The organism is Terriglobia bacterium, assembly GCA_020072815.1.
In the GTDB taxonomy this organism is placed as follows: Bacteria; Acidobacteriota; Terriglobia; order Terriglobales; family Acidobacteriaceae; genus Angelobacter.
Genome location: JAIQGE010000008.1, coordinates 179,317 through 201,158, shown reverse-complemented (window position 1 = coordinate 201,158; position 21,842 = coordinate 179,317). Strand labels below are relative to the sequence as shown.

20 protein-coding genes are annotated in these 21,842 nt (G+C 57.8%); 13 read left to right on the top strand and 7 right to left on the bottom strand.

Annotated features, from left to right (window positions below):
- Positions 1-54: 54 nt before the first annotated feature.
- On the bottom strand, positions 55-2,637 hold the full coding sequence (gene gyrB / locus LAO20_12510) for a DNA topoisomerase (ATP-hydrolyzing) subunit B (protein MBZ5532247.1): 2,583 nt from the start codon (positions 2,635-2,637) through the stop codon (positions 55-57).
- Between the two features lie 1,019 nt (positions 2,638-3,656).
- Here gyrB and LAO20_12505 point away from each other — a divergent pair.
- Positions 3,657-4,493: a hypothetical protein gene (locus LAO20_12505; GenBank protein MBZ5532246.1), complete on the top strand. Its 837-nt coding sequence runs from the start codon at positions 3,657-3,659 to the stop codon at positions 4,491-4,493.
- Positions 4,494-4,567: 74 nt separating this feature from the next.
- On the opposite strand, the gene dnaN is transcribed toward LAO20_12505, so the two are convergent.
- Entirely contained in the window at positions 4,568-5,686 is a 1,119-nt protein-coding gene (gene dnaN, locus LAO20_12500) for a DNA polymerase III subunit beta (GenBank protein MBZ5532245.1), read from the bottom strand.
- Between the two features lie 349 nt (positions 5,687-6,035).
- Positions 6,036-7,430, bottom strand: coding sequence for a chromosomal replication initiator protein DnaA (dnaA, locus tag LAO20_12495; GenBank protein MBZ5532244.1), 1,395 nt, complete (start codon positions 7,428-7,430; stop codon positions 6,036-6,038).
- A gap of 459 nt (positions 7,431-7,889) precedes the next feature.
- Here dnaA and rpmH point away from each other — a divergent pair, with 459 nt between their 5' ends.
- The 7 genes from rpmH (at position 7,890) to mnmE (ending at position 13,578) form a co-directional block, all read left to right on the top strand.
- Positions 7,890-8,045, top strand: coding sequence for a 50S ribosomal protein L34 (gene rpmH, locus LAO20_12490; protein MBZ5532243.1), 156 nt, complete (start codon positions 7,890-7,892; stop codon positions 8,043-8,045).
- A 22-nt stretch (positions 8,046-8,067) separates the two neighbouring features.
- Positions 8,068-8,472, top strand: a complete 405-nt coding sequence (gene rnpA / locus LAO20_12485) for a ribonuclease P protein component (protein ID MBZ5532242.1) — start codon at positions 8,068-8,070, stop codon at positions 8,470-8,472.
- Between the two features lie 11 nt (positions 8,473-8,483).
- Positions 8,484-8,756, top strand: coding sequence for a membrane protein insertion efficiency factor YidD (gene yidD, locus LAO20_12480; GenBank protein MBZ5532241.1), 273 nt, complete (start codon positions 8,484-8,486; stop codon positions 8,754-8,756).
- Positions 8,757-8,800: 44 nt separating this feature from the next.
- Positions 8,801-10,588, top strand: a complete 1,788-nt coding sequence (gene yidC / locus LAO20_12475; GenBank protein MBZ5532240.1) for a membrane protein insertase YidC — start codon at positions 8,801-8,803, stop codon at positions 10,586-10,588.
- Positions 10,589-10,660: 72 nt separating this feature from the next.
- Positions 10,661-11,185, top strand: a complete 525-nt coding sequence (locus tag LAO20_12470) for a single-stranded DNA-binding protein (GenBank protein ID MBZ5532239.1) — start codon at positions 10,661-10,663, stop codon at positions 11,183-11,185.
- Between the two features lie 195 nt (positions 11,186-11,380).
- Entirely contained in the window at positions 11,381-12,217 is an 837-nt protein-coding gene (locus LAO20_12465) for a DUF1003 domain-containing protein (protein ID MBZ5532238.1), read from the top strand.
- Between the two features lie 5 nt (positions 12,218-12,222).
- Positions 12,223-13,578, top strand: a complete 1,356-nt coding sequence (gene mnmE, locus LAO20_12460) for a tRNA uridine-5-carboxymethylaminomethyl(34) synthesis GTPase MnmE (protein MBZ5532237.1) — start codon at positions 12,223-12,225, stop codon at positions 13,576-13,578.
- A 27-nt stretch (positions 13,579-13,605) separates the two neighbouring features.
- Here the strand turns inward: mnmE and LAO20_12455 are convergent, their stop codons facing one another.
- A complete protein-coding gene (locus LAO20_12455) occupies positions 13,606-13,971 on the bottom strand; it encodes a helix-turn-helix domain-containing protein (protein MBZ5532236.1) in 366 nt (121 codons plus the stop codon).
- 193 nt (positions 13,972-14,164) lie between these two features.
- On the opposite strand from LAO20_12455, the gene LAO20_12450 reads away from it, so the two are divergent.
- The 3 genes from LAO20_12450 to LAO20_12440 all read left to right on the top strand — a co-directional run bounded on the left by LAO20_12450 (position 14,165) and on the right by LAO20_12440 (position 17,340).
- Positions 14,165-14,779: a hypothetical protein gene (locus LAO20_12450; protein ID MBZ5532235.1), complete on the top strand. Its 615-nt coding sequence runs from the start codon at positions 14,165-14,167 to the stop codon at positions 14,777-14,779.
- An 18-nt stretch (positions 14,780-14,797) separates the two neighbouring features.
- Complete coding sequence (locus LAO20_12445; protein ID MBZ5532234.1) at positions 14,798-16,759, top strand: ATP-binding protein; 1,962 nt, start codon at positions 14,798-14,800, stop codon at positions 16,757-16,759.
- 131 nt (positions 16,760-16,890) lie between these two features.
- Entirely contained in the window at positions 16,891-17,340 is a 450-nt protein-coding gene (locus LAO20_12440; protein ID MBZ5532233.1) for a hypothetical protein, read from the top strand.
- A gap of 29 nt (positions 17,341-17,369) precedes the next feature.
- Here LAO20_12440 and LAO20_12435 read toward each other — a convergent pair whose 3' ends face one another.
- The 3 genes from LAO20_12435 to LAO20_12425 all read right to left on the bottom strand — a co-directional run bounded on the left by LAO20_12435 (position 17,370) and on the right by LAO20_12425 (position 19,752).
- Complete coding sequence (locus LAO20_12435) at positions 17,370-17,990, bottom strand: hypothetical protein (GenBank protein ID MBZ5532232.1); 621 nt, start codon at positions 17,988-17,990, stop codon at positions 17,370-17,372.
- Positions 17,991-18,162: 172 nt separating this feature from the next.
- Positions 18,163-18,744 carry a Holliday junction branch migration protein RuvA gene (gene ruvA / locus LAO20_12430; GenBank protein MBZ5532231.1) on the bottom strand — a complete coding sequence of 194 codons (582 nt, stop codon included), beginning with the start codon at positions 18,742-18,744 and terminating at the stop codon, positions 18,163-18,165.
- A 288-nt stretch (positions 18,745-19,032) separates the two neighbouring features.
- Positions 19,033-19,752: a hypothetical protein gene (locus LAO20_12425; protein ID MBZ5532230.1), complete on the bottom strand. Its 720-nt coding sequence runs from the start codon at positions 19,750-19,752 to the stop codon at positions 19,033-19,035.
- Between the two features lie 75 nt (positions 19,753-19,827).
- On the opposite strand from LAO20_12425, the gene LAO20_12420 reads away from it, so the two are divergent.
- The gene (locus tag LAO20_12420) at positions 19,828-20,076 is read left to right on the top strand and encodes a hypothetical protein (protein ID MBZ5532229.1); all 249 of its coding nucleotides are present in this window, start codon (positions 19,828-19,830) and stop codon (positions 20,074-20,076) included.
- Between the two features lie 230 nt (positions 20,077-20,306).
- Positions 20,307-21,332: a hypothetical protein gene (locus LAO20_12415; GenBank protein ID MBZ5532228.1), complete on the top strand. Its 1,026-nt coding sequence runs from the start codon at positions 20,307-20,309 to the stop codon at positions 21,330-21,332.
- Positions 21,333-21,842 lie beyond the last annotated feature (510 nt).

The window sequence follows — 21,842 nt, the reverse complement described above, 5'->3', positions numbered from 1 at the left end:
AGAAAAAAGGCAGGCCGTTTCCCGACCTGCCTAGAACTCATATTGCCTCGAAATCTAAATATCCAGGTTCTTCACATCCAGCGCGTTCTCTTCAATGAATTTGCGCCGCGCTTCCACGTCTTCTCCCATCAGCGTGGTAAAGATGGATTCGCAGGCTTCAATGTCTTCGGCCTTCACCAACAGCAGGGTGCGGCGCTCCGGGTCCATGGTGGTCTGCCAAAGCTGTTCGGAGCTCATCTCGCCCAGGCCTTTGTAGCGCTGTACGCTGTATTCTTTCTTGCCTTCCGCCAGGACGTAGTCGAACAGCTCGCGCGCCGTCTGTTTCTCCACCGTTTCCGCTTCGGTCTTGGTGCGGCGGACTGCGGCTTTCGAAGACTTCTTCGCGGCTTTTTCCAGGTCTTCGCGCTCGGCGCTGCTCAGGTCGGACGCCACGTCCACACTGCCGCCCTTGCCTGAGAGCTCCACCACGAACGGCGGCTCCATGTATTGCTCAATCTGCTTGAACTTGGCCATCATCTGCCGATATTCGGGAGTGGAAGCCAGGGCCCAGTGGATCTGCCGCTCGGCCCCCTGTGAGTCGGTGAACTGCACACCCCACAGGTTGTGCTCGTCGTCGAAATACGTCCCGACCTTCTTCAGTTGCTCGCTCTTGGCCAGCTTGTTGAGCTCTTTTTCCAGCTTCTCAATTTTCTTCGGCGGGTTCTTCTTGTCGCCTTCAAAGTCGACCCGGGCGGCCAGGCCCACGCGCGGCATAAGCTCGGTGATCTTCTCGTTGCGCAGGCGCTTGTCCACGTTGCCGAAGAAGCTCAGGTACTCGTTCAGCGTGGTCATAAACTTGGCCAGGACCGCGCCTTCCAGCTTGGCCGCGCCCTCGCCATAGCGGACCACCATGCCCTCGGCCGCGCGGCGCACCATCACCCGCACGAATTCGCGGTCGTCCTTGATGTACTGCTGCGTCTTGCCTTTCTTGATGCCGTACAGCGGCGGCTGGGCGATGTACACATTGCCGCGCTTGACCAGCTCATTCATGTGGCGGAAGAAGAACGTCAACAGCAGCGTGCGTATGTGCGATCCGTCCACGTCAGCGTCGGTCATCAGAATCACTTTGCTGTAGCGCAGCCGGGCCACATCAAAATCCTCTTTGCCGATGCCCGTTCCCAGCGCGGTGATCATCGCCCGGATCTCTTCGTGGCTCAGCATCTTGTCGTAGCGGGCCTTCTCCACGTTGAGAATTTTGCCTTTCAGCGGCAAGATCGCCTGGAAACGCCGATCGCGGCCCTGCTTGGCGGTGCCGCCGGCCGATTCGCCTTCCACCAGGAACAGTTCGCAACGGTTCGGGTCCTTCTCTGAGCAGTCCGCCAGTTTTCCCGGCAGGCCGCCGCCATCCAGGGCGCCTTTGCGACGCGTAAGATCGCGCGCTTTGCGGGCTGCCTCGCGCGCCCGTGCGGCCTCGATGGCTTTGTTGATGATCTTGCGCGCGACGGTTTGGTTCTGTTCAAAGAACCCGCCCAGCCGCTCGTTGACAAACGCCTGCACCACGCCGGCGATGTCGGAATTCAGCTTGCCCTTGGTCTGCCCTTCAAACTGCGGCTGCGGCAGCTTCACGCTCACCACCGCCACCAGGCCTTCGCGGACGTCGTCGCCCGTCAGGTTTTCTTTTACGTCCTTGAACAGGCCCAGTTGCTGCCCGGCGTAGTTGATGGTGCGCGTCAGCGAGGTGCGGAAGCCGGAAAGATGCGAGCCTCCGTCCACGGTGTTGATGTTGTTGGCAAAGCTGAAGACGGTTTCTGAGTAGCCGTCGTTGTATTGCAGCGCGATTTCCATGGCCACGCCTTCGCGCTCGGCTTCCATGTAGATCGGCTTGTCGTGCAGCACCGATTTGCCCCGGTTCAGGTGCTTGATGAACTCCGCGATGCCGCCGGTGTACTTGAACTCCTGGCTCTTGGCTTCGCCGGTCTTCGCGTCGGTCTGGCGCTCGTCCGTGAGCGTGATGAGCAGGCCTTTGTTCAGGAAGGCCAGTTCGCGCAGCCGCTGCGCCAGCGTGTCGTAGTTGTATTCCGTGGTGGTAAAGATCTGCTTGTCCGGCAGAAAGTGGATCTTGGTCCCGCGCTTCTTGGTGTTGCCGGTCTTTTTGAACTTGGTCTGCGGCTCGCCTTTGGAATACGTCTGTTCCCACACGTTGCCGTCGCGCCATATCTCCAGGTCAAACTGGTGGCTCAGCGCGTTGACCACGGAAACGCCCACGCCGTGCAGTCCGCCGGAGACTTTGTAATTGGACGTGTCGAATTTGCCGCCGGCGTGCAGTTTGGTCAGGACCACCTGGGCCGCGGGAACTTTTTCGCCGTCAATCACCATGTCATCCACGGGAATGCCGCGGCCATCGTCCACCACGGTGATGGAATTATCAATGTGGATGGTCACGTCAATTTTGGTCGCGTACTTGGCCAGCGCCTCGTCCACCGAGTTGTCCACGACTTCGTAGACCAGGTGGTGCAGACCCATCACGCCGTTGGAGCCGATATACATGGCCGGACGCAAGCGCACGGCTTCCATCCCGCCTAAAACCTTGATGTCCTCGGCAGTGTAATCACCGTTGCCGTTCCCGCTGCTCTTTTTGCTTTTATTTTGCTCTGCCATGGATTTGCTTGCTGGCACTTCCGCTTCTTTCGAGGCCACGTATTCTCCTCATCTGGTGCGCGCACCTGCTGGCCCCGCCGAGGCCCCGGTTTCAGGTCGGCTAAACTGTCCCAAGTTGCTGAAACCTAACAGCTTATTGGCTACGTGTGCGCACCCTCAATTGTACCACAGCAAACCCTTCTTGCGGGTACGCCAGCGCCTCTCCCCGAGAACGCCGTGGAGGACCGATCAAGACGTCAACAGGCTTGTGCGCGAACTCTTGGACGCCAGGAGCTGCTCCTCCCACAAGCTCGTTCCCCGCGACCACTCTTACCAAAATCGCGGGAAGGCTTAGTCAGCCATGGCCGAACCTGAAAGCGTTCTCATTTCGGGGGATTTTCGTCTTTTCTGGCTACTTAATCCACCTTAGGACCTCTAAGGCCCGGCCCCCTTGGGCGGGGACTCCGCGACCTAGCTTTGTCCTAATCCTGTTTCGTTAAGGCCCGAGCAATATAAGTTACTTACATTCAATATGTTATCGGCATCCTCGCACCCAGCAGTGTACCGTAGCATGACTGGTGAATGGGCCATTCCGCCAATCGATTTTGGGGTGGTTTACGAAAACGGAAACTGTACTAAATACCATTTGAAAAACCTCATGCGATTTGTATACTTCTCACGCGCTGAGAGGCGCAACCACCACCAAGACTTACAAGAAAATTTAGAACCACCCAAGGAGACCTCCCCATGAAAGCGTTGCTTCGTTCCTCCCTGATCGCCCTGCTGCTGTGTGGCGCAGTTGCATGCTTTGCCGGAACAGTCACTATGCATGCTCCAACTTCTACGCCCGTGCCCACGCAGCCACCCATGATGGTGCGCTAGACAAGTTCATGATTTAAAAAGACTAGTTGTTTCGAAGGTCCGAAGAAGTAATAAGGCTTTAGTAACATACTAGTTAATTGAACTTTGGTGCCACCAGGGACGCTTGTTATGGGCGTTTAGCGGTAGTATGCTTCCGCCTTCCTTGGAGGTACCAACACATGCCACTGTCATCGGTGCAGGCCATCCTGAACGCTTTCCTCGTTGTCCTGGAAGGCGCGATACTCGTGTTCATGCTGAAGCGCAAGCTGAACAAGACTTTCCCACTCTTCTTCAGCTTTATGGCTTTTACGGCATTCAGCACCATTGTGGTGACTGCGACCTACTCCTTCGCATTTAAGCAGTACTTCGCGGTCTACTGGAGTGCCAGTACCGTAATGATGCTCATCGGGTTCGGGGTGCTCTATGAGGTTTTTGTTAATGTTTTCAAGCCCTATTCGGCAGTGATCGATTTGGGAAAGATGCTTTTTGGCTGGGCGGCGCTCTTCTTGCTTCTCGCAGCTCTCCTGACCGCGCTCTTTACGGCTGGACCGCGTCCTAGGGGCATCTTCATGTGCGTAGAACTTCTTGATCGCTGCGTTCACTTGATGCAGTGCGGCATGTTGATGCTCTTGGTCTTGTTGGAACGTCGCCTCAACTTCTCTTGGCGCAGCACCTCTATGGCAATCGGAATGGGCTTGGGTCTCACCGCCGCAGCCGACTTGCTTGCTTCTTACCTCCCGCAACTTTTCCCGGCGCAGGCGTCTCAGATCGAAGCTTCTTATGTTCTGGTTTTGATCGGCGTTTTCGCCTTCTGGTCCACGGTCTTTATGTCGCCGGCCCGCAGCCGCAAGATTGTTCCCGACTCGCCCAGCCGCCTGATTCTGCAGCGTTGGAATGAGGCGCTTATCAGCTACGGCTATGGCGAGCTCAACGCCAGCGCGGCCTCTGCTGAGTCCTTCCTGCCCGGCGTGGAACGCACCGTGGCGCGGGTGATGGCCCGCAAGATGGTTCACTAAACTTTCAGCAGCCTCCAGGAACACAAAGGCCGGACTTCTTGTCCGGCCTTTAGTTTTTTGCTTTGAAGAAAGTCTCAGATGCGCATGGGCATCACGATGTAACGGTACTTGTATTCGCTGTCCGGGGCTTCATCCGGCCGCAACTGGCCGGCGGATTGGGAGTCCTTGAACTCAAAACGCACGTCGCCCGTTCCCACCACTTTAAGGAATTCCAGCAGATACTGCGAGTTGAAACCGATCATCATGGGATCGCCGGTGAACGAGGTTTCCAGGGTGTCTTCTGACTCGCCGGTCTCAGTGTTGGAGGAGGATATCTTCAGCTCATTCTTTTCCACCCGCAGCCGGATGGCGCTGGAGCGCTCGTCGGCGAACTGGGCCACGCGCTGGATGGCCGCGGAGAGTTCGTCGCAGTGGACGGCGACCGACTTGTTGTTGTCTCGCGGCAGAACCGCTTCGTAGTTGGGAAACTGCCCGGTAAGCTGGCGCGACGTCAGCAGGCGCCCGCCGACGCGGAAGAAAAGGGTTGACTCATCTTTGGCGAAGTCCACGCTGGGCGCGTCCGTGGAATTCAGCAGCGTGCTCAACTCGGCCATGGCTTTTTTGGGGACCAGGATCTTCATCTCCCCGCTCACCGCGATCTTCGAATTGCTGTGCTCAATGTGCGCCAGGCGATGCCCGTCCGTCGCCACCATAATGATGGCATCCGGCTTCAGCACCAGCAGCGCGCCATTCAGCGTGTAACGCGATTCTTCGTTGGAAATGGCGAAGATCGTCTTGGCAATCAGGTTTCGCAGGACCTGGGCGGGCAGTTGAATCGCGGACTCGGTGGGAAACGCCGGCAGCGCGGGGAAATTGGCCCGCGCCATACCCACCATTTTGGTGTTGGAGCGCCCGCTGCGAATCTGCACCCAGTGATTTTCCAGCAGCTTGATGCTGATCTCACCATCGCCCAGCAGCTTTACGTAATCGTAAAGTTTGCGTGCCGGAACGGTGCACGAGCCTTCCTTCTTCACCTTGGCCGGACACGCGGTGCGCAAGCTCAGATCCAGGTCCGTAGCTGTAATCGAAAGCTTGTCGGCTGAGGCCTCAAATAAAAAATTGGACAGAATCGGAATGGTGGTCTTACGCTCCACCACGCCCTGGGTGACCGTAAGCTCTTTGAGCAAATCAGATTTGCTGATGCTGATTTCCATCGTGGTGCCCACCTCTATTGCCGCGGCGGAAGGCATAATCTCCTAGCCCCCTATTATTATCGGTTCCTACTCTACTTCAAAAGACAAATATATACAGCAGTAGTAGCAGTTGCCTCTGGAAAAGTGGGAATCCGGAACAAATATCTTTCTCACAGGTCTTTGCCGCCATTCTGCCGTCTGCAATTCTAAACCCTGGACTGAGCATCGTACTGCAAGAAAGGGCTGTTTGATAGCCTCGGCGCCGGGTCTTCCACGCTTTCCACATCGTACTCACAGGCCATGCACACGGAAAACGTTGTCGCATGGTGGGAAACCCAGATGCCGGCTGCCTTCGGCATTCTTTGGCCGGCTAGTTATTCAAGATCTCCGTCAACTTGTTGAGCAGCCGCACCAGGTCTTTGTCGGACTGGCGTTGGTCTTCGATCTTGGCAATGGAGTGCATTACGGTTGTATGGTGTTTCCCGCCAAACTGCCGCCCAATCTCCGGCAGCGACGCTTCCGTCATCTGCTTGGCCAGGTACATGGCAATCTGCCGGGGAAAAACAATCGCCCGGGAATTGCTCTTGGCCTTGATCTCTGTTACCCGCAGGCCAAACTGCTCCGCCACGGACTTTTGGATGGCGTCAATGGTGATCTTGCGCGCCTGGGAATCAATAAAGTTCTTGAGCACCTGCTGCGCGGTCACCAGGCTGACCTCCGCTCCAGTGAGCGAGCAGTAGGCGATCAAGCGGATCAACGCGCCTTCCAGTTCGCGCACGTTGGTGCGCACATTGGACGCGATGTACAGCGCCAGGTCCGTCGCCAGCGTCACCCGCTCTGACTCGGCCTTCTTTTGCAGGATGGCGACTTTGGTTTCCAGGTCCGGCGGCTGGATGTCAGCGATCAGGCCCCACTCAAAGCGGGAGCGCAGCCGGTCTTCGACTTCGGCCAACTCTTTCGGCGGACGGTCGCTGGCAATCACGATCTGCTTCATGGATTCATGCAGCGCATTGAAGGTGTGGAAGAACTCTTCCTGCGTGCGCTCTTTCTGCGCCAGAAACTGGATGTCGTCAATCAGCAGGACGTCAACGTTGCGGAACTTGTCGCGGAAGGTGATCATCCGGTCATAGCGCAGCGAATTGATCATCTCGTTGGTGAACTTTTCGCTCGAGAGATAGCAGATGGACGCCTGGGGCTGGCGGCGCTTCACCTCGGCGCCAATGGCCTGCATCAGGTGGGTCTTGCCCATTCCCACGCCGCCATACAAGAACAGCGGGTTGTAGGCTTTGGACGGCCGTTCGGCCACGGCCTGCGCCGCGGCGTGAGCGAATTGGTTGCCGGCTCCGATGACAAACGCGTCAAAGGTGTATTTCGGGTTCAGCTGCGCCGCTGAATCCCAGTCAAAGCGCTGCTGCTTGCCCGTGTTGCCCCCGGGACCGCTGGGAACAGAGACGGGAGCAAAGCCTCCGTCGCGACGCACCGGCGGGGCCGTGGGGTCTTCCTCGGCGGTAATGAATTTTACGTCCTGATACTCCGGGGCCAGCATTTCCATGGCTTCCTGGATAATGTCGCCGAACTTCTCTCCCAGGTGACGAAACTCTGGACTCGGTACCCGCACCCAGATCACGTCTCCGCTGGTGTGGCTGAAGCGCGTTGGCTTGAGCCAGGTATCGAACGAGTGCCGGCTGATTTTCTTTTCCAGCGCAGATAGGATTCGCAGCCACGGGTTCGCTGTTGCGGTGACGGTCGCAGTAGATGATGACATGCCTGAATTGTTTCCTATTGCGAGCCGGCCAGGGCCCGTTGTTTAGAACTTTTTAAGACCAGTTGCGCTGCATGGGCGATACAGAGCCGTTGAATGCCGAGTTGTCGCCAAAACTTTTTTTTGACTGCCCGGCATACTAGCATGAACGTTCGCTCATGGAGCGAAGCGCGAAGATTTTTTTATAAAAAGTTCGCAACTGCTGCAAGCAGTGAGCACAATTTTCTTTGAGCGATCAAAAGTTGTCGCGAGCGTGGTGCAAACCAGCTGCACCCGCAGATTTTTTCACTCGCAGAGGCTCTCGCCAGATGATCAGATCACGCCCGGAGTGTGCCTGGCCGAGCTTCGGCGGTCCCGGTGGCGGCTCCGCCCGGCCGGGTAGCGGAGAAGGCCCTGGTTCCTTTATACTTTTTGTTTGACCCGCGCCACCAATTTCTCTTAAAAGCAGGAGCGCCGTAATCAATGCCCAAGCGCACGTTTCAACCTAACCGTCGCCACCGTTCCAAGACGCACGGTTTTCGCACACGAATGAAAACAAAGAGCGGACGTGCCGTGCTGTCGCGCCGTCGCGCCAAAGGCCGGAAGCGCGTTTCCGTGAAACCCGGCTTCCGCGAGTAGCTCTCGCCGGGCCGGCGTGCAAATGTTGTGTCCTGCCGTGAGCCATCTTCAGAACCCATCTTTGCGAAAGTTTCCCCGAGGCTCGCGGCTGCTGAAGCACGCGGATTTTCAGGCTGTGTACCAACGGGGGAAGAAACACTTTTCGGGCAATGTGGCGGCGTTTTACCGGGAGCGCGGTGGCCATGAAGCGGCCGGCGCCAGTCCCCGCGTGGGGTTTACCGTAAGCAAAGCTCTGGGAGGAGCCGTGGACCGTAACCGAATCCGGAGACGCATGCGCGCCGCAGTGCAACGCCACCTGCAGGAGCTTGACCGCCCCCTGGACGTGGTGCTGCATCCGCGCAAGTCCGTCCTGGTACTGGAGTTCGCGCGGCTGGACGCGGAGATTGCCCAGTTGTTTGCCGCTCTGCAGAAAGGCCGGACCCGATGAGTGGGGAAAAGATGAATACGCCCCGAACATGGCCGGAAGTTTTGCTGAAGCTGTACAAGCGCCTGATCTCGCCGTTTCTCCCGGCCAGTTGCCGCTATGTGCCCACGTGCTCAGAGTATGCCGCTGAGGCCGTAACGCGCTACGGAATTTTGCGGGGATCGGCCATGGCCTTCTGGCGCCTGCTGCGCTGTAATCCTTTCGTGCGCGGGGGTTATGACCCGGTGCCCAAAAATCCGGTGAACAAGAATGACGCCCCCAACAAAGAATTGAGATCAACCCTTTGACCGAATATCGCAATCCTCAAACTGATCCTGGCTCAGAGAAAAAGATGATGCTGGCCTTCGTAATGGTGTTTGGCCTGATCATCGCTCTGCAATACTTCCTGCCCAAACCGCAAGCCCCCAAGTCGCAACCAGCCGGACCGCAGCAGAGCCAGCAGCAGCCAACGGGAAGTCCGGCTGCCGCGGCTAGCTCCGCCACCCCGGCGGCGTCGGCTACGCAGGCCACGGCTGCAACCGCCGGCGCGCCCAAAGCTCCCGTCAAGATGGCGGAGGCGGAAACCGAAAGCGTGCTGGAGAATGACTTCTACCGGATTACCTTTACCAATCGCGGCGCCATGGTGAAATCGTGGGAGTTGATTGAGACGCACAAGGACCGTGGTGGCAAGCCCGTTGCAGGAAACTACAAGTACAAGGGTGAAAAAGACAAGCCGATCAATTTGGTGAATGCGGTAGCTGCCCAGCAGCTGGGACTTCCACTCTCTTTCTTCAGCTACGACAAAGAATTGGAAAAGAAACTCAACCAGGCGATGTTTCAGGCCAGCGTAACCGGCCGCGTGGACGCGCATGAACCGCTGGTCTTTGAATTCTCTGACGGCGACGTCGTGGCCCGCAAAGTCTTCCGCACCGACGGCGGGTATGCCGTCAGCATTGAGACTGAAGTTTTGAACCGCGGCCAGAGAGTCCAGGCCTTTCCGCAGTGGCCGGGCGGGCTGGGCGACCAGGTAACGCCTGCTTCGTTTGGGGCGGCCGGTTTCATTGACTGGCGCAAAGACGGCGCCATTGAACGCAAGGCCGCAACCTCCGGGTTTTCTCTCATCGGCAGCAAGAAATGGGTGGTCGGCGGAGACACCATCAACGGACCTTTCGAATGGGCGGCCACGGTGGACCAGTACTTCGCCGCGGTGTTCATGCCCGATTCGGCCAAAGACACGGTGATCATCACCCTGAACAATCCTATTGAGATCCCCAAAAATCCCGCGAGCCCGGGCGAGGGCAAAGACAAGGTCTCCGTTCTGGGCCTGGCCTTTGGCAACGTCACCGGGCTGACGCGCACCCGACTTTACGTCGGGCCCAAAGAGCTGGACGCGCTGGAAAGCACGCAGGCCCAGATTGGCGGCGCGGACCTGCGCGGCATCATGGATTTCGGCATGTTCGGTTTCATCGCCCGCCCGCTCTTCCTGTGGCTCCGCTGGACGCACGAACATTGGGTCCCCAACTGGGGCTGGGCCATCGCCTTCCTGACCGTGGTCATCACCATGGTCCTGCTGCCGCTGCGTATTTCCGGCATGAAGTCGCAGCTGAAGATGCAGAAGATCCAGCCGCAGATGAAATCCATCCAGGAGAAATACAAGCGCTACAGCATGACCGACCCGCGTCGCGCTGACATGCAGAAGGAAATGTCAGAGTTGTATAAGCGCGAAGGCGTCAACCCCATCGGCGGCTGCTTCCCCATGTTGCTGCAGATGCCGTTTCTGATTGCGTTTTACTCCATGCTGGGCAATGCCACGGAGCTGCGCCAGGCCGGCTGGCTCTGGATCACCGATCTTTCTGCTCCTGATCCCATTCACTTGTTGCCGATTATCATTGTCATCACCATGTTCTTGACGCAAAAAACCATGCCCCAGGCCGGCATGGATCCGGCGCAGCAGAAGATTTTGAACGTGATGGGGCCCCTGATGCTGGGCTACATCAGCTGGTTCCTGGCCTCGGGCTTGTGCGTGTACTGGGCCATCAGCAACCTGCTGGGATACGTCCAGCAGACCTTGATTAACCGGTCTGAGCTGGGCCAGCAGGTGCGCAAGGGCATGGAACGACGGGCCACGCGCAAGCGATGACGTTCCTGGGATGGGCTTGAGAAAAGCCGGCCTCAACATGCCGGCACAAATTTGCTGTAGGGAAGACTGTTCATGCTTCAAGACAAGATCGCAGCGGCGAAAAAGATTGACGCTCTGTTGAAGAACATCATCGCTTCCGGCGCGTTCCGCCTGAAGTACCGCATCACCGTCAACCCTCCGGCCATGGAAGGCCTGGAGTCGCCGGAGATCCTGGTGGAATTTGCCGGACCGGACAGTGACTTGGTGCTGGAACGCGGTGGTGAACTGCTGCGTTCCTTTGAGACCGTGGTCCATGAGGCGCTGCATCTGCATGGCGAAGAGCACGGCAAAATTTCCTTTGACTGCAAAGGCTACCGTGCGGCCCGCCAACAAGAACTGAAAATGGCCGCCGACGTGGCGGCGGAAAAAGTACTGCGCACCGGCGTCCCCTATTCTTTTGCTCCCATGTCGTCGCGTGAACGCCGTTTGATCCACTTGGCCTTCCGCGACCACCAGTCCTTGACCACGCAAAGCGACGGCGAGGGCGGACGCCGCTTCGTTGTGCTTTATCCCAAAGACTACAAGCCCCCCAAGCCCAATCCCATGCGTCGGCGATAGGCGTTCCGTTCAGTTTAGAATCCCAGAGAAGCCGCGCCACGGAAGCGCGATGACTTGTATGTCCACAGCTTCAGCGCCGTAGGCGCGGAATGAGTTAGCCCAGGCCGGGAGGCCTGGGTAGGCTACGCCCAACATGCCGAGCCCCGTAGGGGCGGCACACAAATTCGTTTGGACGCAACAGCTCGGAGCAAACCTATGTCCACCGACGTAAACATGATCGGCGAAGTCCCCATTTTCGAACTGATGGACGACGAAGAACGCGCAGCCCTGGCCCAGATGATGGACTGCCGCGACTTCCCCGAAGGCGCCACCTTGTTTGACTTTGGCGATCCCGGCGGCGAAATCTTCATCCTGCGCACCGGCCGCGTGGAAGTCTCCCTCCTCGGCTCAGACGGCCAGAAGATCGTCCTGGCGGAAAACGAGCACGGCGAAGTCGTAGGCGAACTTTCTTTCCTGGATGGCGGTCCGCGCTCGGCCACGGCCGTCGCCAAGGAGCCCACCCAGGTCCTTACCATGCATCGCGAGCGGCTGCTGGAGTTCATCAATCAGCATCCCCACGCCGCCATAGACCTGCTCACCGTGGTGGGCCGCCGCCTGCGCGTTACCGACGAGCTGCTCCGCACACAGGTTTCCCGCAACGTGAACGTGGAAGAAGAAGAGCGTATGACCCTGGGTGTGCGCGTGGCGGACAAAGTTGCCAGCTTCGGCGGCTCCTGGACGTTCATCATTATTTTCGGCGTCATCATGCTGGTTTGGGTGGTCATCAACACCGCAGCGCTGTTTCGCGACCACTTTGATCCTTATCCGTTTATCCTGCTCAACCTGTTTCTCTCCATGACCGCCGCCATCCAGGCCCCGGTCATCATGATGTCGCAGAACCGGCAGGCGGCCAAGGACCGCCTCCAGGCTGATTTGGACTATCAAGTGAATCTCAAAGCTGAGTTGGAAGTCGCGTCGCTGAGCCGCAAAGTTGACCATTTGCACGAACGCTTGGAAGAACAATGGGCCCGCCAGGACAATCACCGGCGATGAGCTGAATGAACTTGGATGACACCATCGTCGCGATAGCCACGCCGCCCGGACGCGGCGGCATCGGCGTGGTGCGTCTCTCCGGCCCGCAAGCGCGGCCCATCGCCGAAGGCATGTTGCGTTTGAAGCATGAGCTCGCAGCCGGCCACGCTTCATTCTGCGAACTGATTGAGCCCGATAACGGCGAACGCGTGGACGAAGCCGTGGTCACCTTCTTCGCCAAACCTCATTCTTATACCGCTGATGACGTGGTTGAAATCTCCGCGCACGGCGCGCCGGTGGTTCTGCGATACATCGTGGAGCTGGCCACCGCCCGCGGCGCCCGCCTGGCCGAACCCGGCGAGTTCACCATGCGCGCCTTCCTCAACGGCCGCATTGACCTCACGCAAGCCGAGGCTGTCCGCGATTTGATTGAATCGCAAACCCTCTACCAGGCCAAAGTCGCCGCCCAGCAGCTCGAAGGCGCGCTGTCCAAGCGTCTGCAGCCGGTGAAGAAGCGGCTGGTGGACCTGATCGCCGTGATGGAAGCGGGCATTGACTTTGCGGAAGACGACGTGGCCGTGCTTCCGTCAGAGGAAATCCGCCAGCGCATCAACGCCATCGAATCGCCGCTGGAGCAGCTCCGCGCCAGTTTCGCTTACGGCAAGCTGGTGCATGAAGGGCTCACGCTGGCCATTGTCGGCCGCCCCAACGTGGGTAAATCCAGTTTGTTCAACCGGCTGGTGGAGCGCGAGCGCGCCATCGTGACCGCCACGCCCGGCACCACGCGAGACCTGGTCACCGAAACCGTGGCACTCGGCGGCATACCCATCAAACTGGTGGACACCGCCGGCATCCGCCAATCGAGCGACGAAGCCGAGAGCATCGGCATTCGCAAGTCTTACGAAGCCCTCAGCGAAGCCGACATGGTGCTGGTGGTCCTGGACAGCACGCAGCCCCTTGCCGCGGGCGACCACGACCTGCTCCGCGTTTGCGAGGGCCGGCGCGCGGTGGCTGTCGCCAATAAGAGTGATTTGCCCGGGGCGTGGTCCTGGCAGCTCAGCGCGCGCAAGATTTTCCCCACGTCAGCGCTTACCGGTGAGGGCATTGACGCTCTGCGCGCGGAGATTCTCGCCCAGGTCTCCGGCCACTCCGGCGGTGAGCAGGAAACCGGCTTCCTTACCAATATCCGCCACCAGCGTCTGGTGGAAGAATCCATCGCCAGCCTGGAAGCAGCCCGCGTTGCCGTCGACAGCAAGACCCCGCACGAGATGATCATGCTGGATCTTTACGGCGCGCTGCGTCCGCTCGACGCCATCACCGGCGAGACCACGACAGACGACATTCTGAATCTGATCTTCAGCAGTTTTTGTATTGGGAAGTAATAAGGTTGGCGAAGTAGGACCGGAATCTCAGGCAGTATTCTTCTTGATGATCAATCCTTCTCTGGCTGATTCGATTCTGACAGTAACTCCACCCTTGTCGTCGAAAGCCAGGGTTAGCTGCTGAGGTACTATTTCGGGACGCGCCTTGCCGTTTTTGCTGAATTCTATTCGGAGGTTCTCATCGATCTCAAATCGATCGGCCTTTAGAGCGAATGCAATTTTCCGCAGGTCATCGATGCCGGGTGCTCTTTCCCCTCTTTCATAGTGTCCAATGCTGTTCACGCTAAGCTCGAAATCAGCTTCTTTGAGGGCCGCCCTGAGTTCGTGCTGGGTCATGCCCTGGCGCGCCCTGGCGCGTCGAATCTGTTCGCCTAATTTTTGCTTCCAATCCATAACCACTATATTGTTGTTATTTGGCCTTGACGGTGTGACATTTTCATTGACTTAGGAGGATAAAGTCAACTATTGTTGTTATTACGGAAGGGCAAAAACCACGATTGTGGTTATTGGCCGATGGTGTAAACTATCGGTTGTATTAACCAACCTGGTTCCCACCCCCGACCATCCCTGTTTGGGGAGGCGAGAAATGAACTCACAATTCGCCCAAAACACTCGGAAAATGGCCGTCACCGTATCCGGTAGCTTCCATCGCCATATGCATGCAATAACCTCGGCAGTTGAAGAGTTGGCGGCACGCTCCATTCGTGTGCTCTCCCCGGCCGATCCGCGCATCGTCGCCGCGCAGGGCGAGTTCTTGTTCGTGGCCAGCGACCCGGTCCGGTCGGTTCGTCTCGTCCAGGATCGGCACTTGGATTCGGTAGCAGCGTCTGACTTCCTTTGGTTGATTTGCCCGGACGGCTATGTCGGGCAGTCAGCATCGTTCGAGCTGGGGTATGCCATACGCGCCGGTGTCCCGATTTTCGCGACCCGCGCGCCCAGCGATTTAACCCTCCGCGAATACGTCGCTGTTGTTCCTTCTTTGAAGGAGGCCCTGCGTAGAGTCGCAGCTATTCCCAGGACGCGGCGTCCTGAGGGACTTTTGATCAATCCCCGGGCATCGATCGCAGAGGCACACGATATCCTCGAGCGCCTCGGCGCTGCATTGACGCGCCCTGGCAACTCGGGGGAACCGGCACAGCGGGCTTACGAATACGTGGCTGATGTCCGAGAAAAGTTAGCGCTGCCCATCTCCATACAATAACGTGTAAGAAAGAAAGCAATGCCCTTTACTGGCGGCAAAGATCTAAGGGAGGAGATGAGAGTCGCCTTCCAAAAACTTGAATCGCTCCGACTCCATACGAAAGAAATTCAAGAGGATCAAGTCGCGTCCCTCGAGTACTTCGCGCATGATGTGGGGTACCAACATTACAAAGGCAAAAACAAAATTTCAGTTTCGAGTACAGCTACATGTGTGCTCTCATTGGTCGCGACGGGCTCATGGAAAGCTGGCAAAGCAGCAACGCAAGCGTTGCTTGAGGGTCTCATTTCGAAAAAGACCAGTGCGGGTCTTCCAGACGATAATCCGTTCACAGTTGCCTGGATTTTAGAAGCACTTACCGCGTTGCAAGGTTCTCATGATCCTCTGAGGCCAGAGACAGCTGCTCGCGTTGAAGAGATGGAAAAAATCCTTCAGACTGCCGTCGAGAACGGTAAGGGCGGCGTAGCCATCCATAACTATCCTCCGAGTGCATATCTTACCCAACTCGTCGTACGTGCCTTAAAGAGCCGTTCGAAGCTAACAGAGGATCTCGAAAAGGCGGTGAGCTCTTGGGGACGCGCAGAACTACCGTATCAGATCGGCCTAGTTCAGGCCAACAGCAAGACGGCAGACGCGTTTGCGGTCGCATACTTAGTGATGCTTGTTACAGCCGTCACTTCTCGTTCTGAAACCACACCGGAAGAAACAGCTATCCAGCGCACTGCGCTCAAGGTCTTCTTTGATTGCCAACGACAAGACGGAACATGGCCTTTAAGCCGCCCTCTCTTTCACTACGAGAAGTTCGGCAATGCCTACTGCTATGAATATGAAATGCTTACTCAACTCCTATCGGAGCCAAGGCTAGAAAATCTTTTGCTAGATTATTTGCCAAACCTCAACGCCGCCGTGGAGGCGGCATACCAAAGCGCGTATAGCGTCAAAGAAGGTGTCCAAGCGTGGACTTCGGGGCACCACCCCCAATTGAAATTCCCAGAGTCGTGGGCCACCGCTTCAGTCTATCATTTCGTCCACATGCTTGATCGCTTAGTAGCTGAGGCAGTTCGTCGCAAACTGTTTCATTACTTAGATCTGCCTTTTCCTGAAGCAGCGACGCCCAAGAATGACGCTAGTTTTGCAGAAGGTTTCCTCGATAGTGTTGTGAATGTCCGCGGCAAACAGCGCTCGCTGACAGGTTTCCTGTGGGAAGAATTTGTCAAACCGCTGGCCGATGAATCTAACAAGGTCTCAAACGGTGGCAAATTCAAGAGGGGAACACCGATCTCCGCCATCTTCTTTGGTCCACCTGGTACTTCGAAAACGGAACTGTCCAAAAAGATTGCCGACTTCCTCGGTTGGCCTCTTGTTGCTATCGACCCGTCTCACCTCCTCCGGAGCGGAATGGATGGGATCCAAGCCGAAGCCAATACGATTTTCCGGATGCTTGCCGAAACCGAGCGCGTTGTGGTTCTATTCGACGAGTTCGATGAATTTGTGCGGGAAAGGGGATCATCGGATGCTGAGCAATTCTCTCGGTTGCTCACAACTGCGATGCTTCCAAAACTTGCGAGCATTCATAAACGAGCAACTCTTGTATTCATCATTGCCACGAACAATATTCGCCAATTTGACCTCGCAATACAGCGGCCAGGCCGATTTGATCGAGTGGTGCAAATTATGCCTCCGATCTATGAGGCAAAGACGAAAAAGAAGGATTGGGGAATCGAAGAAAATGTTGACATTGAGAAGAAATTTGGGGAGTTAGGCGTAAAACTGAACAACAAAATTAAACAGCGGTTAGGAGATCTAACTTACCTCGAATGTGATGCCTTCGCTACTGAATTAGCTAAGGCACAAACTTCACAAGAAGCGATCGGAACCTTGGATGATCACTGGGAACGCTGCATTCTCCGCACGATAATAAACCAGGATGAGAACACAACGTGGGCAGATCGTTGCGAGAAAGAAAAGCAATTCAATCGCTAGTCCGGCTCCAGACAGCCGAGTTCGCGCTATCAGCCGCCGATCGCAAATTAGGGCAGGTGATTGCTTCTCAAACTGCTCGATGGCCCTGTCTGCCGACCGAGGACCCAATTTGGGGTCTTCTTCGAATAGTGATGGCACAACAAATCTCAACGCAAGTTGCTTGTCGAATAGCAGAGCGCGCAAAGTCCACTCATCCGAATCTAACTAAACCGTCGTCCGCATTTGTACCAGATGTCGCGAGTCTGCGCTCCTTGGGTCTTCCTGAGCGCCGAGCAGAGTGCTGCGTCAACATTGCTCGAAGATCGGATGATATACGCGCCAGGGTGCAACAAGGGCAGTCTTGGGAAGATGCCCTTATTGGTATCAAGGGCATCGGTCCGTGGACACTCTCGGTCTTTCGTATCATGGTCCTTCGAGAGCCTGACGTGCTTCCTTTGGGTGACGTTGGCCTCCAACGCGCCATCGTCAATGTTTACGGTGCATCAGCTGATGTTGAGGTGCTTGGGGAATTATGGCGTCCATTCCGGTCAGTCGCGTGTTGGTACTTGTGGAGGACTCTTGGAAACGAGCAACTCGGCTGATTACAAGCGTGCGAAGCAATGCCTTAGGGTTAGACCACGCTCACCGTCAGTATCCCTTCAATCTCTTCATTCTGCTCGCGGTAGCGCTGGAAGGTGATGCCCGGTTCGCCGGCGAAGGTGTTGGCCAGGCGGAGTTCTTTGATCAGGAAGCGGCGCAGGCCTTCGCGGCCGATCTGCTCGTCGTACGTGGCGCCGGTGAGGTAATAAGGATGTCCGTGGAAGATCAGCAGTGAGATCTTTTGCTGTTTCAGCCCGGCGATGACCGAGTCAACGTTGGTCGGGGCCCCGGGCATGAAGCGCAGTTCCAGTTGCACGTGGCGGCCGTCGTTGAGAACAAATTCCCGGTTGACCACGTCAGCCAGCGCGTCCATGGAGGGAAGGGTGTTCACGCAGAGTTCGCCGCCGTTCAGGCGCATGATCCAGAATTTCTGGTCCAGGGCCACGCCTTGTGTTCTGAGCATGGTCTCCAGGCCCGCAGCCAGCGCCCAGTTTTCGCAGTGCTGTTTGGCCGTGGACACCTGACCGGCGCTAATGTCGGCAACCTGGTCGGGAATCGTCTGAAATGCCTGCTGCGGTTTCTTCTTGCCGGAGGCGTTTGCCAGGAACGCTGCCAATGCCAGAAAGAACGCGACTTGAATCAAGCGTTTCATTACGCGTAGTGTAACGCCGTTTGGCTGCGCTCTGGCTACGGCTTTTGCCGTAGGTGTCTTTTGTATAAAACCCGCTATACGGAATCGTTTTTGAAGAGACCCGTTCGGCGGACCTGCCTAGGTTGCCACGCGTAGTCCTGCCAAACTTCTCTCCCCAACGACTACGCCAAGCTTACTTTGCCAGGGCGGCCATGGCTTTGCGGAACAGCGCGTCAAAAGATTCGCCCGACGTGCTCCCCAGCTTGGCCAGCGCTCGCTCAGCCAGTGCGCGCTGGTAGCCAAGGTTGACCAGAGCGGAGACCACGTCTTCCTCCACCGGAGTGACCGTGGTGGCGACTGCCGGCACGCCAAAAGCTTCCAGCTTGTCGCGCAGCTCCAGCACCATGCGCTCGGCGGTCTTTTTGCCGATGCCCGGAATGCGCGTGAGCGCCGCCACGTTGTTCCCGCGGATCGCCGCCACCATGGCTTCCGCCGGCATGCCGCTCAGGATGGTCACCGCCAATTTGGGGCCAATGCCGCTTACGCTGATCAGCTTTTCGAAGAGCTGCTTTTCTTCCGTCCGCAGAAAGCCGAATAGGGTCAGCGCGTCTTCGCGGACGTGGGTGTGTATGAACAGCGCGACCTCGGCGCCCAGTGCGGGAAGGTCAGAAAAAGTTGGGACGGTGATGTGGACGTCATAGCCCACGCCCCCGGCTTCGACGATGGCCTGGTTGGGATGCTTGGAGATTAACCGTCCACGCAAATGAGCAATCATTATCTTTGTCGCTTCATTTCTTTCTGTCGCTTCGCTCCCAACCGCATTATTCTCGCTTCGCTCCAAACCGCCGGAGATAATTCTTCGCGCTTGGATTCTAACGCGCCTGAAGCAGCGCGAATCGGACCCTCATCGCTCGAAATAGACGCTGCTTCTAACCGATGACGGCGATGGCGTTGCGACCACGGCGATGTCGGCGATTTCTCCGTTCCTCCGCGCCTCCGCGGTGCCCCCACGTTCTGAGACGCCCCAAGCTCTTCTCCGTGCCTCCGCAGTGAGGTTCTTGCCCTAGCTCCTGCGCTTATAGAAGATATTGAACTCAAAGCCCGGGTTCGGCGGAAACAGCTCGGCGATCTTCTTCAACCGCTCGGCCAGCGCCGGCGCGGCCAGCAGAGGATACTCGCGTTCGCGCAGCTCGTAGTAGTCCACGTCCAGGCACAGGGAAAGCAGGTAAACGGCAATGGCATCAGAGAATGCAGCGGCCAGGTATTCGGACTTGGCTTTTTCATCCACGCGGTTCGGAGCGTTGGCTGTGGCCAGCTTGCGGTACTCAAACGCATCAAAGCTGGTTTCCCCGCGGACATTGGCCACCGACTGCTGCCACACCAACTCGGCAAATTCGGGTGAGACTCCCGCGTGGTCCACAAAATTGTGGCCGACGTTGATGTAGAACTCGAAAGCGATGGAGAAGCGTTCTTCCAGCAGCCGGGTGGAAATAAAGACGTAGCGCGAATCCCCGGCGTCAATGTTGCGATGGCAAATGGCGCGGTCCACCAGCGCGGGATCAAAGCGCTCCGCCACCAGCGTCTTGTCGTCATCGGCAATGGCCAGCGGGACAAAGTAGAACGCGTTGCGCTGCAGTGCCGCGGCCACCGCGCGGGGCACCGACGCAATCATCCGCTCCAGCTCATTCGAGGGCAGCGTGACCTCGCCGGCGGTGCCGTAGCAGATGCCGTTCGGCGCCTGGGTCACCTGCGACGCGCGAATGATCTCCTGCGCCGTGCGCATTTCCGTATTCAAGGCCTGACTCACGTTATTATTCTAACGTAGCGGCCGGGGCGCTCCCGGACGCGCATCCTTTTCATGGGCAAACTCTTCTTAAGTCTGGCGATCGGCCTGGTCAGCGGCGTGATCTGCTTCTTTCTGTCCGTCGCGTTTCTGGCCATCGTGCTGCTGATCGTCGGCGGCGTGAGCCACTCGCGTCCCGACATGACGCTGACCTACAAAGCGGCCCTGCCGGTGGCCGCGCTGGCGATGATGTCCGGCTTCAGCATCAGCCTGGTGCGCTTTATCCGCGCGGCGCACAGGTCCAAAGGACAGCAGGCAGGATAGCCGACTCTGTCCTCCGTCTGCGCCGCAATTTTCCCGGGATGCGGTGGCCCCTGTTCGCAACAATTCCCCACAGAACTTAACCTGCGAATGGAGCTTGTCGCCACAACATGCTCGCCAGTAGAGGGTTCGCATCAGCAGAAGACCTCAGAGAGCGCGCCACACCAAGAGGTTGTGATTCGACTAAGCGTGAGATTAACTCCAGGTCTTTCGATCGGCACGGGGATGGAACCATGAGCAGCACGATACTGGCTTCTTTGCGCAACATGATGATCAGAACATGGGCGGCCTGCATGGCTTTGGCCTGCTTGCTTGGACTGGGCGGGTGCACCGCGATTCGAGTCAAGCTGGGGACCAGGGTTTACCTGGAAAAAATCCCGGTCACGGCCATGGACACCCGACTGGCCCAGGGCGGCCCGGGCATCGCGCCGGGAGAGAAGCTTCCGCTGGTGGTGACCTTCACCGGAGCTGACGGCAAGCCCTGGGTGACCGAAGGCGCAGGCCACGGCAAGGTCCTGTGGAAGGACCTCCAGGTCACGGCGACTGTCGCGGCGGCCAACCAGAAAGGCGTTGTGTCCCTGCCACATGACCCCCGTATCAGCGAAGGCAAGGTCCCGCACGTCGCCATCACCGTTCCCAGCCATCCTGACCTGCACGCGGAGTTCGATATTCCCGTGCGCTATGACTACAGCTACGTGTCGAGTTTCTCCGGCAGCAGCGGCTCCAGCGGTTCCAACGGCAGTGACGGCATGGACGGCTCCAGCGGCAGCTCCGGCTCCTTCGACCCTGACCATCCTTCCGCCGGCGGCGACGGCGGGGACGGGAGCAACGGCGGCGACGGCTCTGACGGCGGATCTGGCGGCGACGGGCCGCCGGTGCAGGTGCGTGTGGCGCTCCGGGCCGGGAGCCATCCGCTGCTGCAGGTGATGGTGTCCGCCCCCGGCCATGACCGGCGTTACCTGGTGGATCCCCAGGGAGGCTCCCTGACGATAAAGTCCCTGGGCGGCCCCGGCGGGTCCGGCGGCAAGGGCGGACGCGGTGGCCGCGGCGGCTCCGGAGGCAGTGGCTCGCCCAGCGGACGCAGCGGCAGCGACGGCATGAGCGGAAGAGACGGCTCTGATGGATCGTCCGGTCGCGGCGGACGCATCGCCGTAATGTACGATCCCCAAGCCAAACCTTTCCTGGGCGTGATCAGCCTCTCCAATCCCGGCGGCCCGCGACCGGTATTCCTTGAGGAACCAGTGGCTCCGCTGTGGTGAGGAGTGGCGGCGGTCTTGGCGCCGCTTTCCCGATGTTCCGATGCCCCGATGTCCCGATGTCCCGATTCTCCTGGTTTACCCTTGAGTAAACTTTTCCGCCGACCCCACCCCCCTATCGGTGTTTTGTTGAAAACAAAAGCCCAACTGCAATTCGACAAGGCGGTCACCGGACGGTCGAAAGCCTTTTCCAGCCTCGTTTCGTCCTCGAAACGCGTTCAATTTTTTCCGCCTTCTCAAACGCTCTTTTTACTCTTTGGTTAACAGAATGCCTGGATGTTCATCTCTACGGCTGCTTTATTCAGTTGTCAAAGAAAGATAGTGCTTCAGGTCGCTGAGACCATCTCATAGATTATCGTGTTTTGTTCGCTTTGTCAAGTTCGGCGACGAAGCCGCCAGCATGCACACCTGCCTCCCCCTTCGCCGACACCGGGCGAAAGGGTGGCCACCCGACCAAGCGTATGGCAGAGTTGTTGCAATCCTTGAATTAATACCCGATAATTAGCGGGTAGA